We start from the raw sequence: 492 nt of genomic DNA, 5'->3' as shown, positions 1-492 counted from the left end.
AGACCGATCCGCCACCGGATCATGACAATCACCCCCAGGGCCCGTGATGTCCCCATCGTCACACCGGCCCGGCCACATCGGGAAGACCCAACCCGAACCTGGGGAAAACCCCTGGCAAGGCGCGCCGGGCGTCCTGGGCTCGTCTGATCGGGACGTTGATGAAACGGTGCGAGCGGCTCCACCATCTGCAGGTCATGAGGGGATCACGGTGAGCGGAAGTGGCCGTGGCCATCAACCAAAGGGGCTTCGTGATCGAGCCGACAGCCTTCCCTTTCGTCGGAGCAGTCAGCGGGGACCGGGCAGGTTCGGTGTTGATGGCCCATGCGGCCACAGGACAACCACCGGTCCGCTGGATCCTCAACTCTCTCCTCTTGGCTCTAAGTGTAGTTGGTCATGACGTTGTCGACGTGGGTGTGGAGGCGTGTGGCCGGGGGCTGGTCGCCGCAGGCGGTGTGGGGTCGATGGTAGTTGTAGTGGTGGGTCCATGTGTTG

Annotated in this window: 1 pseudogene; it reads right to left on the bottom strand. The window is 63.8% G+C overall.

What is annotated here, in order from left to right:
* Positions 1 to 377: 377 nt before the first annotated feature.
* Positions 378 to 492 (bottom strand): annotated as a pseudogene (locus tag PROPJV5_RS12290) (IS481 family transposase); the annotation flags it as partial.

The sequence above is a fragment of the Propionibacterium ruminifibrarum genome (assembly GCF_900289195.1).
Classification (GTDB): Bacteria; Actinomycetota; Actinomycetes; order Propionibacteriales; family Propionibacteriaceae; genus Propionibacterium; species Propionibacterium ruminifibrarum.
Note: the sequence above shows the minus strand (reverse complement) of the source record. Positions and strands in the feature narration are given on the sequence as shown.